The sequence below is a fragment of the Mycobacterium scrofulaceum genome, assembly GCF_001667885.1.
Classification (GTDB): domain Bacteria; phylum Actinomycetota; class Actinomycetes; order Mycobacteriales; family Mycobacteriaceae; genus Mycobacterium; species Mycobacterium scrofulaceum_C.
Window position 1 is genome coordinate 1 of sequence record NZ_LZJW01000155.1, and the last position, 982, is coordinate 982.

General features: G+C 70.2%; 1 protein-coding gene and 1 pseudogene. One reads left to right on the forward strand and one right to left on the reverse strand.

Annotation, left to right across the window (positions count from 1 at the left end; all coding sequences use genetic code 11):
- The coding region (locus tag A5681_RS22535; RefSeq protein ID WP_156738105.1) for a VWA domain-containing protein at positions 1–590 on the forward strand (590 nt) is incomplete at its 5' end.
- Between the two features lie 4 nt (positions 591–594).
- Here the strand turns inward: A5681_RS22535 and A5681_RS22540 are convergent.
- Positions 595–982, reverse strand: a pseudogene (locus A5681_RS22540) (hypothetical protein); the annotation flags it as partial.

Genomic DNA, 982 nt, shown 5'->3' on the forward strand with positions numbered 1-982 from the left:
ACCTGGGCCTGGTCGGCTTCGCCGGCACGCCGTACCTGCTGGTGTCGCCCACGCCGCAGCACCAGGCGACGATCGACGCGCTCAAGAAGCTCGACTTCGCCGACAGCACGGCCACCGGAGAGGCCATCTTCACCGCCCTGCACGCGGTGAGCGCCCTGGCCATCACCGGCGGCGACACCCCGCCCCCGGCCCGCATCGTGCTGCTGTCCGACGGCGCCGAGAACGTGCCGCTGGACGCCAACGCCCCGCAGGGGGCGTTCACCGCCGCCCGGGCCGCGAAGGCCGCGGGCGTGCAGATCTCGACCATCTCCTTCGGCACGCCGTACGGGACCGTCGAGTACGAGGGCGCCACCATCCCGGTTCCCGTCGACGACCAGACGCTGCAGAAGATCTGCGAGATCACCGACGGCCAGGCGTTCCACGCCGACAGCCTGGAGTCGCTGAAGAACGTCTACTCGACCCTGCAGCGCCAGATCGGCTACGAAACCGTCAAGGGCGATGCCAGCCTGGCCTGGATGCTGCTGGGGGCGGTCGCCTTGGCGAGCGCGATCCTGGCCGGCCTGTTCCTGAACCGCCGGCTGCCGTCCTGAGCGATCAGACCGGCAGCCGCCGGTTGATCAGCAGCGCCAACGCCGTCGCGATCAGGGCGGTGATCACGCCCAGGCGCAGCCACCCGGCGCTGCCCGGCCCCGCCACGGTGCGATAGCCGATGTCCTTCTCGATCGCGTTGTAGCTCTTGTTGAGCTCGGCGATGTTGCTGGCGGTGTAGGACTGCCCGCCGGAAAGCTTGGCGATGGTCTTCATCTGGTCCGTCGAGACCGGGACGGCGACGCGCTGCCCGTCCATCTCGATCTCGCCGGTCTTGGTGCCGAACGAGATCGTCGAGATGGGCACGCCCTCGTCCCGGGCCAGCCGCGCCGCCGTGTAGGCCCCGTCGTGCGGGTCGCTGGGATTGGACGGCTTGTTCTCCCCGCCCGCGATC